Source organism: Alphaproteobacteria bacterium, assembly GCA_041396705.1.
In the GTDB taxonomy this organism is placed as follows: Bacteria; Pseudomonadota; Alphaproteobacteria; order CALKHQ01; family CALKHQ01; genus CALKHQ01.
In genome coordinates this window covers 17117-35831 of the sequence record JAWKYB010000009.1, presented here as the reverse complement: position 1 = coordinate 35831, position 18715 = coordinate 17117, and the positions used below count along the sequence as shown (strand labels likewise).

At 68.0% G+C, this 18715-nt stretch carries 6 protein-coding genes; 4 read left to right on the top strand and 2 right to left on the bottom strand.

The annotated features are described in order from the left end of the window. Window positions 1-13: 13 nt before the first annotated feature. On the top strand, window positions 14-775 hold the full coding sequence (locus tag R3F55_13765; protein MEZ5668478.1) for an SDR family NAD(P)-dependent oxidoreductase: 762 nt from the start codon (window positions 14-16) through the stop codon (window positions 773-775). 316 nt (window positions 776-1091) lie between these two features. After that, window positions 1092-2360: a HupE/UreJ family protein gene (locus R3F55_13760; protein MEZ5668477.1), complete on the top strand. Its 1269-nt coding sequence runs from the start codon at window positions 1092-1094 to the stop codon at window positions 2358-2360. A gap of 198 nt (window positions 2361-2558) precedes the next feature. Here the strand turns inward: R3F55_13760 and R3F55_13755 are convergent, their stop codons facing one another. Both R3F55_13755 and R3F55_13750 read right to left on the bottom strand, forming a co-directional pair. Next, window positions 2559-14210 (bottom strand): filamentous hemagglutinin N-terminal domain-containing protein, encoded by an 11652-nt coding sequence (locus R3F55_13755; GenBank protein MEZ5668476.1) that lies wholly within the window; start codon window positions 14208-14210, stop codon window positions 2559-2561. 306 nt (window positions 14211-14516) lie between these two features. Then, window positions 14517-16487, bottom strand: a complete 1971-nt coding sequence (locus tag R3F55_13750) for an acetoacetate--CoA ligase (GenBank protein ID MEZ5668475.1) — start codon at window positions 16485-16487, stop codon at window positions 14517-14519. Window positions 16488-16614: 127 nt separating this feature from the next. On the opposite strand from R3F55_13750, the gene R3F55_13745 reads away from it, so the two are divergent. Beyond that, window positions 16615-17583 carry a DMT family transporter gene (locus R3F55_13745; GenBank protein MEZ5668474.1) on the top strand — a complete coding sequence of 323 codons (969 nt, stop codon included), beginning with the start codon at window positions 16615-16617 and terminating at the stop codon, window positions 17581-17583. A 40-nt stretch (window positions 17584-17623) separates the two neighbouring features. Continuing rightward, entirely contained in the window at window positions 17624-18712 is a 1089-nt protein-coding gene (locus tag R3F55_13740) for an aromatic ring-hydroxylating dioxygenase subunit alpha (protein ID MEZ5668473.1), read from the top strand. Window positions 18713-18715 lie beyond the last annotated feature (3 nt).

The following is an 18715-nucleotide window of genomic DNA, read 5'->3' as shown; positions in this document are numbered from 1 at the left end:
GGAGGAAACAAGCATGGATCTGCAACTGAAGGGCAAGAAGGCGCTGGTCACCGGCGGCTCCAAGGGCATCGGCCGGCGCATCGCCGACCTGCTGGCCGAAGAAGGCTGCGACGTCGCCGTCTGCGGCCGCAACGCCGGCGATGTCGACGACGCCGTCAAGGCGCTGGCGGCGCGCGGGGTGCGGGCCAGCGGCCGCGCCCTCGACGTCGGCGACGGCCCGGCGCTGGCGCAATGGGTCAACGATGTCGCCGCGGAGTTCGGCGGGCTCGACGTCGTGGTGCCGAACGTCAGCGCGCTGGCCATCGGCCAGGACGAGAACGCCTGGAACGCCCAGTTCCAGATCGACATGCTGCACACGATCCGCACCGTGAATGCGGCAATGCCCCATCTGGAGAAGTCGCCGGCCGGGTCGATCGTGGTGATCTCCAGCGTGTCGGGCCGCGAGCTCGACTTCGCCGCCGGCGCCTACGGCGCAATGAAGGCGGCGCTGATCCACTACACCCAGGGCCTGGCGCTGCAGCTCGCGCCCAAGGGGATCCGCGCCAATTCGGTCTCGCCGGGCAACATCTACTTCAAGGGCGGCCCGTGGGATCACATCGAGCAGAACATGCCCGACCTGTTCAAGCAGGCGCTGGCGCTGAACCCGACCGGCCGCATGGGCAAGCCGGAAGAGATCGCCTATGCCGCGGTGATGCTGGCCAGCCCACGGGCCAGCTTCATCACCGGCTGCAACCTGGTCGCCGACGGCGCGTTGACCCGCGGCGTGCAGTACTGAGCCGGCCGCGGCTGCTCCGGCCATGCTCCGGGGCGGCCGCGGCGGACCGGCTCACGGTCGCCAGGCCACCTCGACCGCGATGGCGCCGGGACCGGACAGCGCGAACGGCCGGCCGGATCCAAGCGCCGCCGCCGGACCTCCGGTCGCGGGCGCTCGCATCGCGGAAAGACGCGGGACCCTGCACCATCGACCCGACGGTGCAAGGCCGAAGGGCTTGACGGAGCCGGCCATGCCCTTCTCGACCCGAGCGCGATGGCATCGCGCGGTTCGGCGGTCAATCCGACTGTCGCCATGCGCCGGAGCCTGGGAGGCCGGGTTGGGAAAGCTGGCGGCCATCCTGGCCGCCCTTTTCCTGCTGGCCGCCTGGTGCATGCCGGCATCTGCCCATTTCATGACCGGTGCAAACATCCGGGTCGTCCATCTGGCAACGGATCGGGACGGCCTGATCGCCTTTGCCCGGATCAGCTTCGCACTGGTCGTCGCCGACGGGCTCGGCCCGCAGCGAGAGGACGGCACATTCCTGCCCGCGCCCTACACCACCAACCGCCTCATCGACGGCGCCGCGGTCCATTTCGTCGACCCGGATGCGATCCGGGCCGACCCGCAGGGGCTGGCCCATCTCGTTGCCGACGGGCACGTGCTCCGCGACCAGAACGGCGTTGCGCTGGCGCCGGAGGTGCTGGCCGTGCGCCTGCAGCTGCGCGGCCGGGTGCCGCCGTTCAACACATTGGACGAGGCGCGTGCGGCGCTCGACGGCCCGGTCTACCCTGATTTCGACGGCGCGGTCGAGGTGTCGTCCGCGCTTGTCGACGTGGCGCTGCGATACCCCGATGCCGGCACGCCATCGCTGCTGACGCTCGAGGGCAGGCTGCTGCCTGGCACTCTGGCGCCGGATGCGACGGTCAACCTGATCGTGCTGCACGATCCCGGCGGCGCAAGCTGGTCGCAGCAGCGCGACGGGCTGCTCGAACGGCCGGTGACCGTCTACGAGGCACCGCTGCGTGCCAGCCTGCGCTTCGCGGCGCAGGGCGCCCTGCACATCCTCGAAGGTCTCGACCACATTTTCTTCGTGCTCTGCCTCGTTGCCGGGGCGGGCAGGCTCGGCGGCCTGGCTTGGCGCGTGACCGGCTTCACCCTGGGCCACAGCGTCTCGCTGACCGCCGGCTATTTCGGCGTCGGCCTCGCAGATCCCTGGTTCGTGCCCGCCGTCGAGATCGGCATCGCACTGACGATCGTCTATGCCGGCGTCGCCGCCATGCGGCCGATGCAACACGGGGTCGGCACCTTCGTGGTCACCGCCGCGCTGGGCGTGCTGCACGGGTTCGGCTTTTCCAGCGCCCTCGCCGACCTGGCACCCGCCGATGCGCCGGGCGCGGCCGTCCGGCTCGCCGCCTTCAACGTCGGGGTCGAGGGCGGCCAGCTTGCCGTTGTCGCGGTGGTCTGGACCGCGCTCGCATGGATCGGGCGGCGCTCCGCGGACCGGCGCAGGCGCGCTGCCCGGGCGCTGGCCACGGGCGCCGTCTGGATCGGTTCGGTCTGGACCATCGAACGGATCGGCCCGCTCGCCGACACGCTCTGGGGTTGACGCCGACCCGGCCGCGACGCGCCTGAAGCCGACCCAAGAGAAACCGGCCCGGTTCGCGTGAACCGGGCCGGCTGAATTGGACAGTAAACGTCGATCGAGATCGACCTCCGATCGGATGAAGCCATCCGATCGGAGACACGTCGATCGCTTCCAACAGGTTAGAGCACCTTTTCTGCGCCCGTATTCACGCAGGATGCCCTAGCGCAGCATCGCCAGCTGGGTGCCGGTCGCCGTACCGAGCGAGGCCTGGTCGGTCGCCGGGGCGGCCGCGCCGTCGGCCACCGGCGTGTCGAGGCCGCTGCCGAAGTTGAACAGCCACATGTTCAGCAGGTCCTGCAGCGACAGGCCGGGGTCGAGCGCCGGACCAGCCGCCGCGCCACCGGCCGCCGGCTCCAGGTTCGGCAGGCCGCCCTGGTCCTGCTGCTCGCCGGTCTGCTGCTGGCTGCCACCGCCGCCGCAGGCCAGGCGCAGGCCGCCGTCGACCGGGGTCAGCGTGCAGTTGCCGCCACCCGCCGCCGGGGCAAGGCTGGCCAATCCACCTTCCTCGGTCAAGTACGCGTAGGGATCGCCGAAAACGTTGTCGAAAACGTTGTCAGCGTCGCGATCCGACCGCGGCCTGGGCCCGAGCTCATCACCCGGTGCCTGCGAGTCGTGTGTCTGGCGGGCGAGGAACAGGATCAGAGCCTGGGCTAGGAAGGCCAGGGTGTCCGGCGACGGCGTGGCGAAGCTGGCCACATCGCCCGGCTGGAAGGCGAACGGCCCCAGCCCGGTCTGGCCCGGGAACCGCTCTTCGTTGCTGTCCACGCCGTCGGCCAGGAACAGGCTGGCGTCGACCGCGCCGAAGTTCTGCGCGTTGACGGCGGCCTGCGAGGCGGCGGTGCCCCACCAGTTCTCCGGCGCCAGCACCTGGCCCTCGTCGGCGAAGTTGGCGATGGCGAAGCCGCCGTTCGGACGGTTGTCGAAGGCGTCGACCGCGCCCGGCAGGTAGTTGTGGATCACCAGCAGGCCGTCGGCCGAGATCGGACCGTCATAGCCGCCTTCCTCGCCGAAGCCGCGCCCGAAGGTGGCGACCGCACTGGTCGGCGAGCCGGTCTCCGGATCGAAGCCGATCTGGATGCCGGGGCCGCCGTTGCCGGCGATGTAGTTCTGGAACACCTCGGCGAAGCCCTGGTCGCCCAGGCCCTGCTCGAACAGGATCCCGGCGCCGGTCAGGCGGCCGTAAGAGTAGCCGTCGTAGCCGCCGGCCAGCGACAGCGTCTCGACCTGGTCCTCGATCTCCTCGCCGGGCTCTTCCTCGACCAGCCGCTGGCCGTTGTCGACGATGAAGTTGTTGTGCACGAACACGTAGCTCGCCTCGCGCTCTTCCTCGTCATAGACCAGCGTGTCGATCAGCTCGTTGTCCACCGACAGCGGGCCGCCGATGTTGGCGAACTCGATGCCGTTGTCGCCCGATCCGGTGATCATGTTGCGCTGGATCTGGACGATAGAGCCGAAGTCGATCGAACCGGCGAAGTCGATGCCGTCGTCGTGGATGCCGACCACACGGCCCAGATTGCCGGCGAAGCCGTCGCCGAAGTCGAGCTCCGACAGCACCACCGGGATCTCCGGGTCGTACGGCGCGCCGCCGTCGACATAGTCGGCCGCGCCGTTCAGGTCGATCACCACCAGGCCGCCGTCGACGCTCTGACCGTAGCCCCCGCCGAAGCCGAAGCCGCCGTCGTAGCCGCCGAAGGACGCCGTCGACAGGTTCGACAGCGACATCTGGCCGACATCGTCGTAGCGGTTGTCGAACTCGAAGCCGAAGCCTGTGCCGAAGTGGATGCCGTCGCGGCCGCCGATGATCGAGGTGTTCTGCTCGACCAGCAGGTTGGGCTGCGCCGGGTCGGTCAGCACCGTGCCCTCGAGCGGATCGTCCTCGGACGTCGGCGCGCCGGCCCGGTCGGCGCTGACGCCGGAGCCGTGGACGCCGTTGACCTGGATGCCGTCGCCGTGCAGGCCGCTGATCAGCCAGTTGTTGCCGATGCGCACGTTGGCATCCGCGATCGCCCAGGCCTCGAAGCCGGCACCGAAGTAGTCGTTGTACTCGTAGTACCCGACGAAGCCGGCATAGCCGTGGTCGATCAGGATGCCGTTGTGGCCGCCGACGATCCAGCCGTTGTCGTGGATGTCGAGGTTCCAGTCGGACGATGCCGGGAAGCCGGCCAGCGTCAGCGCGCTGCGCTTCTCGTCCATGTACTCCGGCTGGTCGAACACGCCGCGGACCAGGATGCCGTTGTCGCGATGGCCGACGATGGCGCCGTTGTGACCGATCTCGACCTCGGCGCCGTCGATGGCGACCGCGCTGCCCTCGACGTAGAGGTTGTAGATCGACAGCTCGCCCTCGAGGTCGAAACCGCCCAGGTCGAACCCGTCGAAGCCGGGCCCGAAGCCGCCGGACGCGGCCGCCAGCGGCTCGCCGACCAGGAAGCTGCCGCCGTCGTAGCCGCCCTCGGCGTCGTAGATGAAGCCGACATTGGCATAGAGGCGATAGCCGTGGTCGAGCGCGATGCCGTTGTCCCGGCCGACGATCAGGTCGTTGCCGTTGATCGCCAGCTCGGTGCGGTCGAGGTCGTACTCGGGCATGTCGGCCAGCGCCACGCTGGACCGCGACACGCTCTCGTCGCGCACGCCGCCGACCCAGATGCCGTCGTCGCGCTCGCCCTCGATCTTGTGGTTGTCGACGATGCGGACCGCCGCGTTGTCGATGGCGTAGGCGGACAGGTTCAGGCCGAAATAGCCCTCGTAGATCGAGGAGTCGTCGAACGTGTAGGCATAGGCGAAGCCGCCGAACTCGACCCCGCGGGCCAGCGCGATCCCGTTCTCCTCCCCGCGGATCAGGCCGTTGTGGGCGATCAGCAGGTCGGGGCCGAAGCCGCCGGAACCGCCGATGCTGGCAACGGTCGGGCGATTCGTCTCGCCGTTGCCGCCACGGACGCCGGCCACGCGGATGCCGTTCTCGTCGTCGCCGACGATCCGGTCGTTGTGGACGATGCGGACGCTGGCGTTGTCGATCGCCCAGGCATCCAGTTCCACATTGACGTCGAACGGATAGTAGTAGCCGAAGTTCTCGTAGTCGGTGCGCAGGCCGAGGCTGAAGTCGAAGCCGCGGCCCAGGTTGATGCCGTTGTCGCCGCCGCGGACCAGGTCGTTGTGGGCGATCACCAGGCTCGCGCTCGGCGACGGCTGCCAGCCGCCGTCGTAGCCGGACAGCGCGATATTGTCGCCGATGAACCCACCCTGCTCGACCGCGCGGATGCCGCCGACGAAGATGCCGTCGTCGTGGCGCCCGCGGATCTCGTCGTTCCAGGCGATGGTGACGTCGGCATTCTCGATCGCCCAGGCGCTGACCGCGAGGTCGATCGATACGCCGTCCGACAGCAGGTCTGCCAGCTCGCCGAGATCGTCGATGTCCCAGCCGGTCGCGACCAGGCTGCCCGGACCGGCGGCGCGGAAGGTCTCGCCGCCGTCATAGGAGAAGTCCCACACCGTCAGGTCGAAGCCGCGGCGCAGGTTGATGCCGTTGTCGTGGCCTTCGATCTCGCCGTTGCCGACGATCGTCACCTCGGTCGCCGGCAGCCAGCCGCCGCCGAACGAGGCCGCGGCGAAGTCCGACGGACCGTCATAGCCGCCCTGCGGCAGGTTGCTGTGGATGCCCTGGATCTGGATGCCGTCGTCCCACTTGCCTTCGATCTCGTGGTTGCCGGCGATCAGCACCTCGGCGTTCTCCACCGCCCAGCCGCTCAGGGTGAAGGCGTCGGCGTACCAGTCGTAGCCGCCCTCGATCACCCGCGAGATCAGGATGCCGTTGTCGTGGCCCTGGATCCGGTGGTTGTCGACGATGGCCAGGTTGGGGTTGTCCCAATCGAAACCGAAGCCCGAGCCGCGGACGCCCTCGACCCAGATGCCGTTCTCGTCCTCGCCCTGGATCAGCCAGTTGTCGCTGATCGTGACCTCGGCCTGGTCGATCGACCAGCCGCCGCCGAAGCCGCCGAAGGCGAGCCGGGTGAGTTCGTAGTCGGGCTGTCCGAAGTGGATGCCGTTGTTGCCGCCGACGATGAAGCTGTTGTCATCGATGACGACGTCGGTGTTCCAGTCGACGACACCGGAGAACTCGATGCCGCTGTCGTGGTTGCCGAGGATCTTGAAGTTGTCGGCGATCAGAACGAAGGCACCGTCCTGCACCAGGTCGTCGAAATCGATGCCGTCGCGCGACCCCTCGATCCAGTGGTTGTCGAGGATCCGCACGGAGGCCCCGTCGACGCCCTCGTCGAATACGATGCCGTCGCCGTCGCGGCCTTCGACGCGGTGGTTCCAGGCGATCATCACGTCATGGGCGCCGCCCTCGACGTCGCCGGCGAAGTGGATGCCGTTCTCGCCGCCGACGATGTCGTTCCAGGCGATGAAGATGTCCTCGTCGCCGTGGCCGACATTGCTGGTATCGCCGAAGAACACTATGCCGTCGTCGCCCGCGCGGATGTCGTTGCGGGTGATGTCGACCTCGGCCCAGTCGTTGATGCGATCGCCGAACTTGATGCCGTTCTCGCCGACCGCATAGGGCACCAGGGTGAAGCCGTTCCAGTAGTAGCCGATCGCATTGCGGTCGATCTCGACGGCGGCATGGTCGGTGATCCGGCCCGAGAACTCGATGCCGTCGTCGCCGGCCGAGATGATGTTGCCGTCGTTCCAGCCGCCGATCAGCACGGTCGCCCAGTCCTCGACATCGCCGCGGAAGCGGATGCCGTCGTCGTCGGCCTTGATCTGGTTGTCGGTGATCACGATCGCGGCGTCGTCGCGGATGTCGCCGCGGAACTCGATGCCGTCGTCCGGGATGGTGCGCGGGCTGAGCGGCGCGTTCAGGCTGGCGGCGTAGAAGCCGATGCGGTTGCCGTCGATAGTGATGACGGAGCCTTCGCCGATCCAGTCGTCGAAGTGGATGCCGTCGAGGCCGCCCTCGTTGTCGTCGTCATAGGCCTGGCTGACCTGGATGATGTTCGACGCGCCCGAGGTCCGGCCGCCGTCGCCGATGTTGACCGTCGAGTGGCGGATCTGCTCGTCGAACCAGATGCCGGCACCCTCGTGGCCCTGATCGGTGTTGGCCCAGATGATGTTGTCGTGGATGTCGATGTCCGACCACGCAACCTCGCCGCCGACATAGATGCCGTGGTTCTCGGCATGGATGCCGTGGTTGTTGCCGGCAATCAGCACCGTGGCGCCGTTGATCGACGAGAACTCGATGCCGTTGTCGCCCGCGACGATGTTGTGGTTGTCGAGGATGTTCACGACGCTGCCGCCGTTGAGCGCATTCTCGAAGTCGATCGCGTCGTCGTCGTCGCCGGTGACGCTGTCGTTGTCGGCGATCACCACCAGCGCGTTGTTCGTCACCGAGCCGATGAAGTCGATGCCGTCCTCGTCGCCATAGATCTCGTGGTTGGCAAGGATGCGCACCTCGGCGTCGTTGATGCCGCCGGCGATGCGGATGCCGTTCTCGCCGTTGCCCTGGATCAGGCTGTTGTGGGCGATGCGGGTGTCGTGGCGGAAACCGGAGATTCCTGCGGCGAAGTTGATGCCGTTGTCGTCGCCGATGATGCCGTTGTGGTGGATGTAGAGCTCCTGCTCCGTCACCGGGCTGACCTGGGCGTTGTTGACGTGGCCCTGGAACAGGATGCCGTCGGAGCCGGCGTTGATGGTGTTGTAGCCGATGTCGACCAGCGCCTCGCCGGTCAGCGTCGACAGGAACGAGATGCCGTCGTCGCCGGCGACGATGCGGTTGCCGTCGGTGTTGGCGCCGATCAGGATGTGGGCGCTGCCGCCGACCGAACCGGTGAACTGGACGCCGTCGTCTTCGGCCAGCATCCAGTTGTCGACGATCGCGATCTCGGCGTTGCCGCCGGCGCCGCCGCGGAACTCGATCGCGTCGTCGCCGACAGCCTGCTCGGCCAGCGGACCGGCCAGCGCCGGAGCGGTATAGCCGATGCGGTTGCCGTCGATGGTGATGGCGACGTCGCCGGCGATCTGGTTCACGAACAGGATGCCGTCGTTGTCGGCCACGCTGCCGCCGGCATTGGCGTTGACCGCGATGATGTTCGACTGGTTGCCGGGCGCGCTGCCGCCGTTGCCGATGTTGACGACCGAGGTGCCGCCGACCGTGCCGCCGAAGTAGATGCCCGCGCCCACGGCGTCGTTGTCCAGGTTGGCCTGGATGATATTGTCGTGGATGTTCAGGGTGGCGTTGGTCACCGCCGCCAGGAACGAAATGCCGTGGTCGGCCGCGAAGATCCCGGCATTGTTGCCCTGGATCAGCACGCTCGACCCGCTGACGCCGCCGGCGAACTGGATGCCGTCCTCGCGCAGCGAGTTGATGTTGCTGTTGTCGGTGATCTCGATGCCCGCGCCCGGCCCGGCGAAGGTGGTGTTGACCACCTTGTCGAACTCGATCGCGTTCATGTTGGCGAAGATCGAGTTGTCGTCGATCACCACCTGCGACGCACCGGTGACCGACTGGAAGTCGATGCCGTTGCCGTCGCCGTTATTGGCCAGGCCGACGCGCGCGCCGCTGGTGCCGATGGTGTTGCCCTCGATCACCATGCGGGCATTGCCGCGCAGCGACTGGTTCTGGTTGCCGCCGATGGTGTCGAACACGCCGATACCGTCGTCGCCGGCCGCGATCACGTTGTCCGCGATCCGCACCGTCGATTCGCCGCCGATCCCATTCCAGAACGAGATGCCGCGGTCTTCCTGGCCGCCGCCGGCGCTGATCGTGTTGCCGACGATGCCGATGCCGGAATGGCCGGCGACGCCGGTGTTCACGAAGCCGTCGAAGCGAATGCCCATGTCGCCGAACGAGGTCGCCGCCCCGCCGGTGGTGTTGAGCACGTCGATCTCGTTCCAGCCGATCAGCACGCGGGTGCTGCCGCCGATCTCGCCGCCGAAGTAGATGCCGTCGTGCAGCGTGCCGCCGCCGGCAACGGCGTTGCCGACGGTGATGTCGTTGCCGTTGCCCGGCGCGCTGCCGATGCGGACCTGGGAGTCGGTGACCGTGCTGGCGAAGTGAATGCCGTCGCCGTTCAAGCCGACCTGGTTGCCGGCATCGATGATGTTGCCGTTGATGTCGATCGACGAACCGCTCACCGTGCCGACGAAGTGCACGCCGTTGTCGGCGCCGGCGACCAGCGGGTTGTCGTTGATCTCGACCAGCGCGCCGTTCACCACGTCGCCGAGCTCGATACCGTCGCCGCCGATGCCGGTGACCGTGCTGCCGGTGACGCGGAAGGTGCCGCCGCTGACCGTGTTGTTCTGGTCGTCGTTGGAGCCGATGCCGTCGTCGGTGCCGGTGATGGTGCTGTCGGCGATCTCCAGCGTGCCGGTGATCGACCCGAGCAGGTTGACGCCGCGCTTGTCTGCGCCGGTGCCGTCGATGGTCGCGCCATCGATGGTGGCCAGGCCGGCGATCGGGTCGAACTCGACGCCGTTGTTGCCGCCGGTATAGCTGCCGCCGGTGATGTGCGCCTGGGCGCCGCTGCGGATCGACTGGTGGAAGTCGATCGCCTCGTCGCTGTCGGACACGATGGTCACGCCGGCGATGGCGACGTTGGCGCCGCTGTGCAGCCCCTGCTGGAAGTTGATGCCGTCGCCGTCGATCGGGCCGTTGTTGCCGGCGGCGCTGTCGATCGTACCGCCGCTGATGTCGATCGTCGCGGCGTTGATGCGCTGGAACAGGATGCCGTTCAGCACCTCGGTTCCATCGAGGCCGATCGTGTTGTCGAGAATGTCGATGTCGGCATTGTTGCCGATGGTGTCGGCGAAATCGATGCCGGTGCCGAGGGCCAGGATCGCGTTCAGCCCGATGTGCACGGTCGACCCGCTGACGGCGCCGAAGAAATGCACGCCGTCGTCGAACGCGTCGATGCTGTTGTCGTCGATGGTGACCTGCGTCGCCGCGCCGACCACGTCGCCGGAGATCAGCACGCCGTCGCCGCCGCCGCCCGGATTGTTGGTGTCGCCGTCGGCATTGCCCTCGATGGCATTGCCGCTGATCGAGACCACCGCCCCGTCGCTGATCGCGACACCGGCGCCGTCGTTGAGGCTCAGCAGGTTGATGCCGTCGCCGTTGCGGCCGGTGATCTGGCCGTTGTCCGCGATGGTGAAGCTGCCGCCGCGGATGCCCTCGATCACCTGGATGCCGTCGTCGTTGCCGAGCACTTCGTCGTTGCCGGTGATGGAGACCGTGCTGTCGATCACCTGCTGGCGGAAGTCGATGGCGTCGCTGAAGTCGGCGGTACCGTCACCCTCGATCCGCGCGTTGTCGGTGATCTGGATGATGGCATTGGTGACGTTGGCGTCGAAGCGCAGGCCGTTGTCGTTGCCGCGGATCAGGCTGTTGCCGGTGACGACCAGCGTGTCGCCGCTCAGGCTCTCGCTGGCCGCGATGCCGACGTCGCCCACGTCGATCGCGTTGTTGCTGATCGTGGTGGTGCCGCCGACATTGGCCAGGACGATGCCGTTGCCGGTCACCGTGAAGCTGTTGCCGTCGATGATGCTGTCGACCGCGCTGCTGGCGCCGGAGCCGAGCACGATGCCGTTGCCGGCGCCGCTGAAGACGAACGGGTCGACGCTGACGCCGTCGACGTCTTCGCCCGGCGCATTGCCGGAGGTGCCGGTCACGTCGGCGACGACCAGGCCGGCGCCGACCCCGGCCGGGCCGAAGTTGCTGTAGGCGTCGACACTGTTGCCGTCGATCACCGGCGTGCCGCCGGACGTGGCGATGCCGGTGAGCTTGAGGTCGTCGACCCAGACCTCGACCGAGCCGCCATAGGTGCCGGAGCCGACCACCACCTGGTTGGCGTTGATCAGCCCGGCCGTGTTGACCGCCAGCTGGATGCTGTTGGCGTAGGTGCCGCCGTCGACCACGGCGGCGCCGAAGTTGACGAGGCCGCGCGAGGTGTCGTCGGCCCAGTGCAGGATCCGCTGCTCCAGCGTGACCAGCTCGGCCGCGCTCATATCGCCGGCCAGAGTGCCCTCGAACAGGGCGCCGGTCGCGTCGATGATCAGTTCGGGCGTCGGCGTGCCGCCGTTGCCGACCACCTGGATGAACAGCGAATTGCCGCCGTTCAGCTCGCCGAAGCTGGTGTTGCCCAGGTTGAACGCGCCCGAGCCGATGGTGCCGAAATACAGCCCCGTCGCCCAGCCGGAGGTCGAGCCCGCGCCGCCGATCGTGACGTCGTTGAACGTCAGGTTGCCGACCTCGCTATAGCCCTGGATGCCGATCAGCGGCGCCAGATAGCTGCCGTCGACGGTGACGTTCTCGAAGGCGATGTCGCCCATCGGCTGCACGCCGTTCGGGAACACGCCGCTGTCGACGCCGCGGATCTGGATGCCGTAGCGGCCCTGGCCGCCGCCGGTGATGTCGACATTGGTCAGGTCGGCGTCGCCGTTGAAGAAGAACAGCTGCAGGTCGCCGCGGCCGGCCGACCCGCCCGCGGTACGGCCGTTGTCGATGAAGACGGCGTTGGAAATGCCGACATAGTCGATCGGTGAGGCCGTGTGCGTGCTCTGGCTGCCCTGCACCGCCAGGCCGTTCTCGACGAAGCCCTCGATATGGACGTCGTCGACCAGAAGCTGGTCGAGATCGGCCGTCACGTCGGCGAGAATGCCGTACTGGCCGGTGCCGCCGCCGAGGATCCGGAAGCCCTGGATGCTGACGGTGCCGCCGGTGGTGCCGCTGACCAGGATCCCGGTCCCGGAGCCGACGTTGAGCGTCGTCGTATTGGTCGAGCCGTCGCCCTGGAGCGTCAGGGCGCGGTCTACCAGCACATTCTCATTGTAGACGCCATCACCGACGGTGACCAATGCGCCGGCCTGCGCGAACTGGACGCCCTGGTTGATCAGCGCGGCGTTCGAAAGCACGTTGATCAAGCCGGCGTCGGTATTGATCTGAGCATCCGAGGCAAGCGAGGTGCCGCCGCCAACGGAGCTGCGCGTATGGATCCGGCCATCGAGATTGAGTTCAGCCACTTCGATGTCGACCGGCGCCGCAATCAGCCCCAGACCGATGATGCTGGTTCCCGCAGCCACGTCGACGACATTGAGCGCGCCGGTGCCCAGCGTAACGTCGTGATAGAGATTGACGGTCGGCGCGCTCAGGGAAAGGTCGTTCCCGGTGATCGCGTCCCCGAATATCGGAATGTGGCAACCGCCCGGAATGATCGCGCACGGGAATCCGGTAGTGATCACATTCTCGCCGATGATGACGTTGCGCGCGGTGCTGATGTCGATGTCTTCGGCGGTGCTGATGCTGTTCGTGGCCCAAAGGTGGACATCGGTTGAGAACAGCGTGTTGGCCAGCGCCTGCTGGTCGACCACGAGGATCGGGAATGCGCCGCCCGAAAGCGCATCGAGACCGATATTGACCGCCATCAACGCCGGATTGATGCTGCCAAGCACGATGTTCTGCGGATCGAGCAGCAGCAAACCGGTGTTGCCGCTGGCCGCACTGGTGTCGACACTGCCGGCATAGCCAAGCACGCCGCCAGAAACCTCGACGAGGCCGCCATCGCCGCCGTTGGCGCCGCCCCGTGCGGCGACCATGCCGAAGAATGCAGTGGCATCGTCGGCCCACACCACCGCGGTGCCGCCGTTGCCGCTGTCGGTGGCGCTGGCGTCGATCTCCGCCGCCGCGTCGACATAGGCGATGGAACTGGTCGGGACATAGCCGCCGGCGTCGAAGCCGGAATCGGCGATGATGGTGGTGACGGAATCCTGGCGCGCATACTGGATGCCGCTGCCGACATTGGCGCCGCCCTGCAGCGAGCCGCCGACCAGCGCGGTGCCGCCGCCGGCCGGGCCGGAGACGTCGATGTCCGCACCCGCGTTCAGCGCCACCGCGTCGCCCAGCACGTGCACCGTGCCGCCGGCCGTGCCGGCCTCCGCACCCGAGGCGTCCAGCGTGCCCGCCACCTGCACCGCGCCGGCGCCGTCGCCGCCGACCAGCGCGATCTGCCCGTCGCGGCCCTGGATCGAGCGCGCCTGGATCACGCCGTCCATGTTGATCGCGTTGTCGACGATCCCGCCCACCGCCTCCGCGGTCAGGATCACCGTGCCGCCGTCGGCATAGATCTGGCCCGAATTGCTGACCAGCGCGTCCAGCGGGTTGCCGTTCGCGTCCACCGGCGCGGCCTGCGTCGGCGCCGTCACCGCGAAGTTGACCAGACCGTCGCCGTAGAAGTCGATCGTCGCCGCCGTGCCCGACGCCAGCACCACCGCACCGGTGCGCGCCTGGATGATGCCGTTGTTCGCCACCCCCGGCGCCACCAAGGCCGCCAGACCCCGGTCGCCCACCGTGATCGTGCCGTCGTTGGTCACGCTGGCATCGGCAAACCGGTCGTCATACTGGTCGAACACCAGGTCGCCGGCCATGAAGTTGGTGTTGATGATGTCCAGCGTCGTCGCCGTGATCGCCGCCACGTCGATGTTCGCCGAAGCCCCGAACGCGATGCCGGCCGGGTTGACCAGCGTGATCTGGCCGTTCGCCGTCAGCGAACCCAGGATCACCGAGGCCTCGCCCGACAGCACCCGGTTCAGCGCCGCCGCCAGCTCCGACGGCTGGATGAAGTTCACGCTCTCGTTCGCACCCACGTCGAACGACTGCCACTCGATGATCACCCGCTCGGAATTCTGCTCGATAGTCACCGTGTTGGTGCCGTAGGTGATCGTCGCATCGCCCTCGATCACCACCCCGCCTTCCGGGCCGGCCAGCGCCGGGCCCGCCGCCAGCGCCAGGCACAAGGCGGTGCCGCACAGCAGCGTGGCTGACACCGGCAGCCGACGCGAAACGGGTGACGACGCCGGAGTGGAGACGAGCGGGGTCGGGAACAGCTGATTCATGGCATCCGCGCAACGTGGGGGGCCATTGCGGTCTGGCCGAAAAGATTCACGGCGCGATCGCCGCCGCGCCGAAGAAATCTTCGTTAACTCATTACTAAAGTTGAAATTAATTCAGCTTAATTAACCATGATCAAAAGGTGAGCAACTTCTACTTATGCCTGCACAACAACTACTACATACCCTCTTCGGAGAATTGCGCCGCAATACATAGGTAGGCCGCGACGATCTTCTGCAACGCTATGGCGCGCCAAGCTGCGGCAGGTTGCGGAACAGGTCCAGCGCCTCCGGGTTGGCCAGCGCCTCGGCGTTCCTGATCGGCCGGCCGTGCACGGCCTCGCGGACCGCCAGCTCGACGATCTTGCCGGAGCGGGTCCGCGGAATGTCGGCCACCGCAACGATCTTCGCGGGCACGTGCCGCGGGGTGCAGTTGCTGCGGATCAGCCCCTTGATCCGGCCGGTCAGGTCATCGTCCAGCTGCGCGCCGTCGCGCAGGCGCACGAACAGAACGACGCGCACGTCGCCCTGCCAGTCCTGGCCGATCACCAGCGATTCGACGATGTCGTCGAGCTTCTCGACCTGGCGATAGATCTCGGCGGTACCGATGCGCACCCCGCCGGGATTCAGGGTCGCGTCGGAGCGGCCATGGATCACGTAGCCGCCGGCCGCGGTGTGCTCGACATAATCGCCATGGGTCCAGATTCCCGAGAACCGCTCGAAATAGGCGGCGCGATAGCGGCTGCCGTCGGCATCGTTCCAGAATCCGACCGGCATCGACGGAAACGGCCGGGTGCAGACCAGTTCGCCCTTCTCGCCGCGCACCGGCCGGCCGTCGTCGTTCCAGACCTCGACCGCCATGCCGAGACCCGGTACCTGCAGCTCGCCGGCGCGGACCGGCTGGGTCGGATCGCCCAGCATGAAGCAGGAGACGATGTCGGTCCCGCCGGAGATCGAGGCCAGATGCACGTCGTCCTTGATCGCCTCATAGACGAAGGCGAAGCCGTCCGGCGACAGCGGCGAGCCGGTCGAGGCGACCGTGCGCAGCGCGCCGAGGTCGTGCGTCCTGGCCGGCGCGAGCCCGGCCTTGGCGACCGCGTCGATGTACTTCGCCGACGTGCCGAAGAACGTCGCCCGCTCGATCGTCGCGAAGTCGAACAGCACATTGCCGTCGGGATGGAACGGCGAGCCGTCGTAGAGCAGCAGCGTCGCCTGGCGGGCCAGCGCGCTGACCAGCCAGTTCCACATCATCCAGCCGCAGGTGGTGAAGTAGAACACCCGGTCGCCGGCGCGGATGTCGCTGTGCAGCCGGTGTTCCTTCAGGTGCTGCAACAGCGTACCGCCAACGCCATGGACGATGCATTTCGGCACGCCGGTGGTGCCGGAGGAATACAGGATGAACTGCGGCGCGTTGAAAGGCAGGCGCACGAAGGCGTGGTCGGCACCGGCATGGGCATCGAGATAGTCGTCCCACCACACCGCATTGGCAGCGCCGTCGGCCTCGGTGTCCGAGCCGGCATAGCCGACCACCACGACGCGGCGCAGTCCTTTCAGGCTGGGGGTGATCTGCCGCACCTTGGCCAGGCAGTCGAACCGCTTGCCGCCGTACCAGTAGCCGTCGGCGGCGATCAGCACCTTCGGCGCGATCTGCCCGAAACGGTCGATCACCCCGGCCGGGCCGAAATCCGGCGAGCAGGACGACCAGATCGCGCCGATGCTCGCCGCCGCCAGCATGGCAACGACCGTCTCCGACATGTTCGGCAGATAACCCGCCACCCGGTCGCCGGCCACGACGCCGTCGGCCCGCAATGCCGCCGCCAGCGCGGCGACCTCGGCGTTGAGGCCGCGCCAGCTGAGATTGCGGCGCACCATGTCCTCGCCCCAGAACACGATGGCGTCGCCGTCGTCGTCGCGCCGCAGCAGGTTCTCCGCGAAATTCACCTGCGCCTCGGGAAAGAACGCCGCGCCGGGCATGCGTTCGCCGTCGCGCAGCGACACGCCGCCCGGCCCGTTGCCGACCACGCCGGCCCGCTCCCACCACAGCCGCCAGAAGGCGCCGGGGTCCGCCACCGTCCAGCGATGCAGCGCCGCATAGTCGGGCAGGTCGCGGCCGGCCGTCGCCGCCGCGACCGTGCGAAAGGCCGTCATCTGCGCCTCGGCGATGCGCCGTGCGTCGGGCGTCCACAGGCGCTGGGACATTGCCGTGGGAGCCATCTGCGCTAATCTCCTCTTCGCACTCCGCCGACTTCTACCATAAGCTGACGCAGCAGATAGGCGTGCCGTCGCCGCGTCCCGCGCCACGCGGTGCGATTTCCGCGGCAGCGGCCGAGACTGGGATTCGATGTCCGGCAACTCGATCCAAACCGCGCGCAAGGACGCGACGGCGTACTGGCTTGCGCTGCCGGACAATGTCCGCGGCGCCGTCTGGATGATGGTCAGCGGCGTGCTGTTCACCGCGATGGGCAGCCTGGTCAAGGACCTCGGCCACCGCTACGACCCGTTCCAGGTGGCGTTCTTCCGCTGCCTGTTCGGGTTCGCCGTGCTGCTGCCGTTGATCCTGCCGCACGGCCTGCAAGCGTTTCGGACCAAGCGGCTGGGCATGCACTTCGCCCGCGCGCTGATCGGCGTCTGCGCCATGTTCTGCATGTTCTATGGCCTGGCCAATCTGCCGCTGGCCGACGTGACCGCGATCGGCTTCGGCCTGCCGCTGTTCCTGATCGTCATGGCGGTGCTGTTCCTCGGCGAGACCGTGCGCTGGCGGCGTTGGACCGCGACGGCGATCGGCTTCGTCGGCGTGATCGTCATGCTGCGGCCGGGCCAGGGCACGATCGAGGTCGCGTCGCTGGTGGTGGTGGCCGGCACCATGTTCGTCTCGGTGTCGGCGACGCTGGTCAAGATCTTGACCCGCAGCGAATCGACGCTGACCTCGCTGGCCTGGTTCGGCGTCGTCTCGACCAGCGCGATCTCGATCCCGGCCGCCCTGGTCTGGCAAGCGCCGACGCTGCTCGATTGGGGCCTGCTGATCCTGGTCGGCGCCCTCGGCGCCGCCGGACAGGCCTGCGTGGTGCGGGCCTATACCGTGGGCGAGGCCACCGCGGTGGCGCCGTTCGACTACATCAAGATGATCTATGCGGTCGCCGTCGGCATCGTGGTGTTCGGCGAATGGCCAGACGAATGGACGCTCACCGGCGGGTTGATCATCGTCGGCAGCACGCTGTATATCGCCCGGCGCGAGGCGCGGCTGTCGGAATCCCAGCGCGTCGCTTTGCCGCGCGAACAGGATAGCGGAAGCGCGCATCATCCGGGCTGAGCCCCGACGCGACGCGCGAGCAGGACTGCGCCCGACCGCCATGAACGACTTTTCCCCTCCCGCACGCACGGCCGGCCGCAAGCCCGAGGAACCGATCAACCCGGACGCGCTGCTGAAGGGTCTGTGGTACTTCGCCATGCCGTCGCGAGACCTGGCGCCGGGCCGCATCGCCGGCAAGACACTTGTCGGCGAGCCGATCGTGTTCGCCCGCCAGCCCGACGGCACGGTCTACGCCCTGCGCGACATCTGCCCGCACCGCGGCATCCCGCTGCGGCACGGCCGCATGGTCGGCGACCAGGTGGAGTGCCCCTATCACGGCTGGCAGTTCGGCGCATCGGGCGCCTGCAGCCTGATCCCGTCGCTGGTCGAGGGCCAGGCAATGGACCTGGAGAAGATCAGGGTGCGCCGCTATCCGGTCAGCGAGAGTGCCGGCTGCATCTGGGTCTATGTCGACGCGCCAGGCGTGGAGCCGGCGATCGCGCCGCCCGCGGTACCGGTTGCCGCCGACGCCCGCCCGCGGATGATCAAGCGGGTGCATTTCCCCTGCCATGTCGACCACGCCGTCATCGGCCTGATGGACCCGGCGCACGGGCCGTTCGTGCACCGGGCGTGGTGGTGGCGGTCCGGCCGCTCGATCCACGCCAAGGCGAAGGACTTCGCGCCGACCGAGCGCGGCTTCGCCATGGTCCGCCACGCGCCGTCGAAGAACTCGGCCGGCTACAAGATCCTGGGCGGCGAAATCAGCACCGAGATCAGCTTCCAGCTGCCGTCGATCCGCATCGAGCATATGAAGGCCGGCCGCCACACCGTGGTGGGGCTGACCGCCGTCACCCCGATCAACGCGCGCGAGACAGAGCTGCACCAGATCTTCTACTGGACGATCCCGTGGCTGTCGGCGCTGAAGCCGGTGCTGAGCCTGTTCGCCTCGCGCTTCCTCGACCAGGACAAGCAGGTGGTGGTGAAGCAACAGGAGGGCCTGTCGCACAACCCGGCCCTGATGCTGATCAACGACGCCGACACCCAGGCCAAGTGGTACTTCCGCCTGAAGCGCGAATGGCAGACGGCCGCCCAGGAGGGACGGCCGTTCGCCAATCCGGTCAAGCTGACCACGCTGCGCTGGCGCAGCTGAGCC